Source organism: Bacillus sp. ISL-18 (assembly GCF_018613415.1).
Taxonomy (GTDB): domain Bacteria; phylum Bacillota; class Bacilli; order Bacillales; family Cytobacillaceae; genus Neobacillus.
Genome location: NZ_JAGGQG010000026.1, coordinates 78,272 through 86,450 on the forward strand (window position 1 = coordinate 78,272; position 8,179 = coordinate 86,450).

Below are 8,179 nucleotides of genomic sequence, written 5' to 3' on the forward strand. Positions count from 1 at the left end.
CAAAATTGGGCTGAACCCTTTTTGGGACAAATCCTTGTTCTAACATACTATTGTAATTGAATTACCTCATTTAACAAGGAATTCTAAATAGCCCAGCATATTCCCTCAACAGTGATAAGAGAATCAGGCGATCTTGAAAACTAAAAACCAAATAGATAAATCGTTGTGGATAATCTCACCGAAATTTGATGGTATATATTTAAATACAGCTCTAGCCCTCATCATGATTACTCCTCTTCATCTTCTGCTTCTTCTACTGTTTCCTCCTCCGTCTCCTCCACCTCTTGTATTTTCTGAATCTCCTCCGTCAACTGTTCAAACGCATGCAGCCGAAACTTGGCACTAGCAATCAAGTCATCAATAATCTGCACAAAGGTATCATACTCCACCCTGTTTTCACTGCATTGCTTGATCAGCCTCAAAAAATCATCCTCATATAAATGATATCGTTCATTAAATACATCCGAATCCATCGTTAAAAAATACTCTTCATCAACGACAAATTCATTAAAAATCTTCTTCGTTAACCGTTTCTTCGTAACTTCTATTTCACTCTGGTCCTGTTCATTTTTATAATGCTGGGCATCCTCATACTCCGAGCACAGCGTCGCATAGATTTTTTCAAGCAGCTCTGTTGGTTCTAAATATTTCAAATCAGCCATAAGCAAAATCCTCCGAACCCTCTTTTTCTAAATTATCTCCATTTACATAAAAAAACCTACCTCTGTAAAACAAAGGTAGGTTAAGCACGCCCCTTGCTATGGTAAACAAGGGAGCCTCGTATGTTTTTTTATCGTGTCAGTCTCTGAAAAATTATGCCTTAACAGCGGAAATACGTTTTGCTACTTCAGCAACTTTCGCTAGACCTTCTGCAATAATCGTTTCTGCTTGAGCTGGTGCTGCATTATGTCCTTCGATGATGACTTCATCAATGATTTCCATTCCAAAGACGCCGCCAAATACGTTTTTGACATACGTTGCAGCCATTTCCATTGGTGCTGTTTCTGGAGTGGAATAGATGCCGCCGCGAGCGCTTAGGATGACAGCTTTTTTATCAGGCATTAAGCTGATTAATTGACCAGTTTCGCTATACTTAAATGCGAATCCAGCTGCGTAAACATAGTCGATAAAGGTTTGTAATTTAGCTGGGATCGTTAAGTTCCATAATGGGAATGCGAATACCACTAAGTCTGCTGCTGAAAGAGCGTCCATCGCTTTTTGTTTGGCAGCTACAATACGTTGTTCGATATCAGATAATTCTTCGCCAGCTTGTAATTTGCCAAAAGCATTAAAAAGATCTTGGCCAAAGTATGGCATGTCTTCTGCAAAGACATCATAAGTGGTTACGTTCACACCTTCAAGGTTCTCCATGAAAGTCTCATACATTTTACTAGAAACAGCTTCAGAAGCTGGACGGTTATTTGCTTTCACTACTAATACGTTCATTTATATAAAAACTCCTTTTTTTATTCTTGAAATTGATTATCTCGAATTAATAATATATAACAATAAAATAAATCGCAATAAAATTGCTCAGAAGTATTATAAAGAAACTAGTTATAATTATCTAGTTTCAAAGAACCATAAATTTCTATAATTATACAAAAATAACATAAACAAAGGGACGGTTCTCCTGCTTCGGAAGCAGAAGAACCGTCCCTTTGCTTTTATTACATCCCAACATAAGCGGAGATGGCTGCAAAAACAGCTGAAATTACCCATAATATCGGGAACAGTTTCATGATTAATTTGATCCATTGGCCAAAGCTAATCCGGGCAATTGCTAAACCGGCTAAGAGCACTCCGCCTGTGGGGGAAATGAGATTCGTAAGTCCATTACCAAATTGATAGGCGGTAACGGCTGCTTCGCGATTGATGCCCACTAACTCCGCTAACGGTGCCATTACCGGCATCGTTAAGGCGGCCTCACCAGAGGAGGACGGCACAAAGAAGGTAATCACATTATGTGCGAGCAGCATGATCGTCGTAAACGCAAACTTCGGCAGACCTTCCATCATATTCGCAAGTGAATTTAGGATCGTATCAATGATCATCCCATTTTCAGCAAGAACTAAAATCCCGCGGGAAAGCCCAATGATGACGGCCGCATACACAAACTCGCCACAACCCTTAACAAAGTTTTCCGCTAACTCTTTTTGATTCATCTTAGCCACAATACCAGCATACAGACCTAATCCCACAAACACCGCACCAATTTCCGTCATGTACCAGCCTTTAGAAAGAATTCCCCAAACAATTAAACCAAGCGCTACCACAAATCCAGATAGGATTAATTTATCGCGTCCAGAGAAAACAATTTCCTTGCCGCTGTCGGCTTTAATAAAACGTTCACGGTTTTCCTTATCATTTTTATAAACAACCGACTTCTTGGGGTCCTTCCTTACTCGATTGGCATACCACATCGTAAAGGCTATCGATACGCCGGTGAAAACAATCCATTCAATAAAGCGGAGCCACAATTGCGGGTTGCCTTCCACTCCGGAAACACCCTGGGCAATCAGCACTGAAAATGGATTCAAAGTGGATCCAACATAACCAATTTGAGTACCTAAAAATAAAATTAAAATAGCGGTAATCGAGTCAAATTTTAAAACAAACATTAATGAAATAAAAATCGCATAAAGTGGAATCGTTTCTTCACTCATTCCAAACGTCGATCCGCCCAAACTGAAAATCATCATCGAGATAGGAATGACCCAAATTCCTTTATTTTTCAACCGCCGTGCGAGGGCAATTAATCCTCGGTCAATCGCACCTGTCTGCAAAATGATTCCGAATGCCCCTCCAACAATCAGCACAAATGCCACAACATCCGCCGCATTAATGACTCCGGCCATTGGCGCACTTAAAATGCCTGATAGTCCTTGACGTAAGTCTCCATTTTTCCCAATCTTTGAGATGGTGTGAAAGGTCCCTGGGACAATGACCGTTCGCGCTGAGCCGTCTACCGTTACTTCTTTCCGGTCAAATTGCCCGCTCGGAATAATCCATGTTAACAGGGCTACTGCAATAATGATAATAAAAATAAGGGTGTAACTGTGAGGCAATGCCCACTTCTTTCGTTTTTTAATAACCGTTGGCTGCAATGCTTTTGCTTCCATCGTGGTTCCCCATTTCCTTTTCAAGTGACGTTTTATAACGTATTATCATTAAACCTATTTATTGCGATACCTTTATCATCGTAGTATCATAAACAATTTTTCCATCTGCAATCGTTAAGACTACTTTCGCCTCTCGCAGCTCCTCAGCGGGGGTTTCAAAAAGATTCCGGTTAAAGACAGCAATATCCGCATATTTCCCCACTTCAATCGAACCGGTCTTGTCTTCCATGAACTGATGCTTCGCCCCGTTGATCGTCCATGCTTTCAATATTTCTGAGATCGGCATTCCCCGTTCCGGAAACCAGCCTCCTGAAGGAGAACCATCTGGAAATAAGCGCTTGGATGCAGCATAAATGGAATCAAGTACGCTCGTTAAAAATAAAGGCAAATCCGTTCCCGCTGTAATTGTAATCCCAGCGTCAAGCATCGTCTTATAGTCGTAAAAGCGGTGTTCATTCTTCTTTCCAACGACTTCCCCCATATAGGCATCTGGATAAGAAGGATTCAGCAGCAGGATTTGCGCATATACTTCCGCAAAGATCTCAAGTTCGCCCATCCGCTTTAAATCATCTGGATGCGGGTACTCTAAATCACTAATCGAATGTCTGGCATCACGCCGACCATTGACACGACGGCATTTTTCTAAAATAGTCACTGCCTGTCGAATCGCAGCATCCCCTTCAGCTGTTAAACAACATTTTAACCCATGACGGTCTGCTTCTAAAACTGAATTTTCAATATTTCCATAATCTACTGTATTTAAATTCCTGATCCCCGGCATATCCGTATACGGTTCTAGCATATCTCCTGTATGATTAGCAACGACGCCATCTACCATCAGCTTATAGCCTTGAAAGTGGAGGTGATCATCTTGATAGTTCTGCTGGTAGGCAAGGCCGGCAGCTAGATTAAGAGGTTCTAAGACAGGCTCCAGGACAAAATGCACGCGAAGCGGCAGCCGGCCCTCATCATTTAATTCTGTTAAAACCGGCAGCAGTTCATACTCATCAAAGCCGATGTCTTTGATGGAGGTTACCCCTCTAGAGGCTAATAGCTGACAGAAACTCAAGAATTCCTCTTTAACTTTTTGGCGGTCATGGAGCATATCGTTTAATAAAAGTGCCCTTGCTTCCGCACTGCAGGCATCAGGAGTAAATTGATAGTGATCGATGGCTGTCTGATTCATCCAGCAATAGCTTTTATTGTGGTTAATGGAAATGACTGGTCTGTCTGGAAATGCCTGATCCAATAGATGCGGCTCAGGCAGGCACCCCCACACTTCTTGATCCCAGCCAAATCCATATAAATTCTGTGTTGCATCTAGACTCTTAGAGTGATTGACTAATAGAGCTAACGCTTCCTTCATGGTGGAGGTTTCAGATAAATCTACCCCTCTGTTCATGGACATATAGCCTGTGAAAAAAACATGGTTGTCATGAATTCCAGGCATTACAAGCTGATCACCGAGCTCGTAAACGTATGTTTCCGGGCCAATCCATTGCTGCTGTTCGTCCTGTGTTCCAACAGCGATTATTTTGTTTTCCTGAATGGCAATAAACCCTGCGAACGGTTCGTCCTCTTTGCTTGAAAAAATAACATTCGAAACGAGTACGATGTCTGCAGCATTATGTGTACCTTTCATCGAAGCACCTTCATCCTACTTTTGATTTTTTTTAGAAAATGGCAACATATCGGCGGTTTTTTTGCGATATCGGCGGTTTTCATAAATATATCGGCGGTTTTTGAATTTTATCAGCGGTTTTTACGAATTTATCGGCGCTTTTCAACCATTTATCGGCGATAATCATAAAAGCGCTGTCATTAGCTGTATATAACCGCCCTTTTTCATAACGATATGGAACGTTATAAAAAAGGGCAATACTATCCAATTTACTATAAAGTAAATTGATAGCGATCTCCGATAATGTACTGCTTCCCCGCGTGGACAGGGCGGCCATGCTGATCATAAATAACGGCATTCATATAGAATAATGGCTTCCCAATGCTTGTTTCGAGCAACTGGGCCTGTTCCTCGTCCGCTAACGCGATTTCCAGTGTGGTTTTTCCAGATTGATTGGGGAATATTTCGTACTTTTCCCGCAATAAATCATAGAGGGAGCCATCCAATGTCTCATCCAATAAAAAGGAATAGCGATTATAGGGATAATAGTTATTTTCCAGCATTAATGGGTTATCACCAGCAAATCTTTTCCGTTGAATATACAAGACCTTTTCGTCCTTCTCCAGCTGTAAAGCCTTACGAAGGTCAGCGTCCCCTTTCATTACTTCTGTTTTCGTTACCTTACTGTGGGAAGTAAAACCATTGGCCTGGCAAGCCGCGGTAAACCCCATGACGTGTTCAATTTTTCGATCTATTTTAGGAAGGCTGACAAAAGTCCCTTTTCCCTGCTGTTTAACTAAGTATCCTTCCTTCACCAGCTCTTCCACGGCCTTTCTAACCGTGATTCGGCTGACATTATACTGCTCACTTAATTCCGGTTCAGTTGGGATTTTTTCACCCTGCTGATACGTATCATTTAATATAGCAGCCTGGATTGCCTTTTTTAATTGTCTATATAATGGTTCTTGATGGTCCGCGTTTAACATCGTTTACCCCCGCTTGTTTATAACGTTATATCATCATTATAACAGAAGGGCAGCAAAGGTTTCGCTATACACAAGGAATTAATAGGGAACACCGTACCCAAACGAGCCTTCTACCAAACAACTTTTCGCTGCGAAGGCAGCAGCTTCCTTCATGGATTCAGCCATATCCTTATTTTTTAAAAAGTGCAGTAAAAAGGCGGTAATAAATGAATCCCCTGCTCCCATCGTATCGACTGCCTTTACATAATCTGGTGCTTGGTAGTAGTAGTGTTCACCATCAAACGCAATCGCCGGATCACTGCCGCGTGTGGCAACGAGAATTTGCCCTTCCTTCTTACGGTTTGCCTTTAAAAATTGCTCCGTCTCCTCATGCGACAGGTGGCTGCAGGAAAAGAAAGCATAATCGACATAAGGAATATTCTGGTCGATTTCTTCTTGCTGAAAATCATCGGAAAAATCAAAGGACAGCGGTACACCAAGGGTGCTTAATGGTTCTAAAATATGGCCGGTATGGCTGTACAACCCGGTATGCATGATCGAGAACCCCTTAATATACTCGATATCCACTTCCGTTAGTTGGAGCGGGTTGTCGCGGGTCACTCCGCCTGCGTTACTCCCTAAAAAGATGCGGTCACCATCCTCTAAGGTGACACGGGCACAGCCGTTTTCCCCGCTAAAGTGCCGGCAATGAGATAAATCGATTTCGAGCTCCTTTAGTACCTTTTCAACGTGCTCCCCTTCTGAATCGTCACCGAAGGTCCCCATAAACGCTGCATCGACACCTAATTTTTTGGCAAATACACTAAAGTTTACTGCGTTTCCACCTGGATACATCGTTTTAATATGAACATATTTATCTACTACATTATCGCCAATACCTAAAACCTTCATCATAACGTTTCACCCTCGATTTAGTAAGATACTTTCCCCATATAACGGCGAGTTTCTAATGGATGATTTCGAACATCTGCTAACGCGGAACGGTAGACACACATAATGCTGTAGAACAGGATTGGATTAAAAAATTCGACCACTTCATCGGCAATTGTATTGATTCCTAATTCTTTCGCGTCAACCACTTCTACCTTTTCAGCGTACTGCTGAAGGAAGGCTTTTGCACGTTCATCTAATGCGCGTGTGCGGCCTTCGTTCATTAATAAAATAAATGGAGTTTCTTTATCAGTTACTTCGAATGGTCCGTGGAAATATTCACCTGAGTGGATCGATGCTGCATTCAGCCATTGCATTTCCATAAGGGAGCAAATCGCGAATCCATAAGCATGTCCATAGGAAGCACCGCTCGATAGGATATAAAATAACTCTTCATCTTTGTATTTATCCGCAAATTCCTTTGTTCTTTCAGCTACTTGCTGCTCCCCCTTCTTAATGATTCCGTTGATTTTTCCGATTCCATTTTGGAAAGCCTCGTAGTGTGCATATCCTTCTGTCACATGAAGGGTTTCGACTACAAGTTCTAAGATGATTGCCATTGGGTTATTTTTTACATCCGTGTCTGCGCCCCACTCATATACGAAAGCATGATCAGAATAGCTTAATAACGCTGCTTCATTGTTATGCGTTAAACCAATGGTATGGGCACCGTGCTCTTTTGCTACTTTTGCAGCTTCAACAGATTCTGGTGTATTTCCACCGTGTGAACAAACAATCACGAGTGAATCTTTGTTCAGTCGTTTTGGTGTCGCATGAACAAACTCGTTGGCTGTGTATAAGCCTGTTACGATTTTTCTAGCTTCGCTCTCAAGGAAGTATTTTGCCGGATACATATCCACCAGCGACCCTCCGCATGCTACTAAATATACCTCAGTAATCCCTTGTTCAGTTTGAGAATGGATCGTGTTAATAACATTGACTGGATTCATTTGATTCTCTCCTTTTTATCCATAACGTTATATAACGTTATTATTATGACTTAAATATAACCGCTTTCATGTTGGGCGTCAATAACTATTTTTTTTATTTAATCTAAATTCATTTGTGGGGGTAGGGTGTTATCTGTTGTAGGGTACAAGTTGTTTTTCTGGAGGATAATGATCGCTTTTTATTTGTCGAAAACCAATTTGGGGATCTCCTTCGGGGGTTATGAACCCTTTTTATCTGTCGAAAACCAATTTGGGGTTCTCCTTCAGGGGTTATGAACCCTTCTTATCTGTCGAAAACCAATTTGGAGTTCTCCTTCAGGGGTTATGAACCCTTCTTATCTGTCGAAAGCCAGTTTGGGGTTCTTCTTCAGGGGTTATGAACCCTTTTTATCTGTCGAAAACCAATTTGGGGTTCTCCTTCAGGGGTTATGAACCCTTCTTATCTGTCGAAAACCAATTTGGGGTTCTCCTTCGGGGGTTATGAACCCTTCTTATCTGTCGAAAACCAATTTGGAGTTCTCCTTCAGGGGTTATGAACCATTCTTATCAGTCAAGTCCATTTAATTGTGT

The 8,179-nt window shown here is 41.7% G+C and carries 7 protein-coding genes; all 7 read right to left on the minus strand.

Annotated elements, in window-relative coordinates:
* Positions 1 to 227: 227 nt before the first annotated feature.
* Complete coding sequence (locus J7E81_RS26955; RefSeq protein WP_215047267.1) at positions 228 to 662, minus strand: hypothetical protein; 435 nt, start codon at positions 660 to 662, stop codon at positions 228 to 230.
* A 151-nt stretch (positions 663 to 813) separates the two neighbouring features.
* Positions 814 to 1,446 (minus strand): FMN-dependent NADH-azoreductase, encoded by a 633-nt coding sequence (locus J7E81_RS26960; RefSeq protein WP_215047268.1) that lies wholly within the window; start codon positions 1,444 to 1,446, stop codon positions 814 to 816.
* A 224-nt stretch (positions 1,447 to 1,670) separates the two neighbouring features.
* The gene (locus J7E81_RS26965) at positions 1,671 to 3,122 is read right to left on the minus strand and encodes a YfcC family protein (RefSeq protein ID WP_215047269.1); all 1,452 of its coding nucleotides are present in this window, start codon (positions 3,120 to 3,122) and stop codon (positions 1,671 to 1,673) included.
* A gap of 58 nt (positions 3,123 to 3,180) precedes the next feature.
* A complete protein-coding gene (locus J7E81_RS26970) occupies positions 3,181 to 4,764 on the minus strand; it encodes an amidohydrolase (RefSeq protein ID WP_215047270.1) in 1,584 nt (527 codons plus the stop codon).
* Between the two features lie 251 nt (positions 4,765 to 5,015).
* Positions 5,016 to 5,729, minus strand: coding sequence for a GntR family transcriptional regulator (locus J7E81_RS26975; protein WP_215047271.1), 714 nt, complete (start codon positions 5,727 to 5,729; stop codon positions 5,016 to 5,018).
* Positions 5,730 to 5,807: 78 nt separating this feature from the next.
* Positions 5,808 to 6,623, minus strand: coding sequence for a fructoselysine 6-kinase (locus tag J7E81_RS26980; RefSeq protein WP_251028907.1), 816 nt, complete (start codon positions 6,621 to 6,623; stop codon positions 5,808 to 5,810).
* A gap of 17 nt (positions 6,624 to 6,640) precedes the next feature.
* Positions 6,641 to 7,609 carry an SIS domain-containing protein gene (locus J7E81_RS26985; protein WP_215047272.1) on the minus strand — a complete coding sequence of 323 codons (969 nt, stop codon included), beginning with the start codon at positions 7,607 to 7,609 and terminating at the stop codon, positions 6,641 to 6,643.
* Between the last annotated feature and the right edge of the window lie 570 nt (positions 7,610 to 8,179).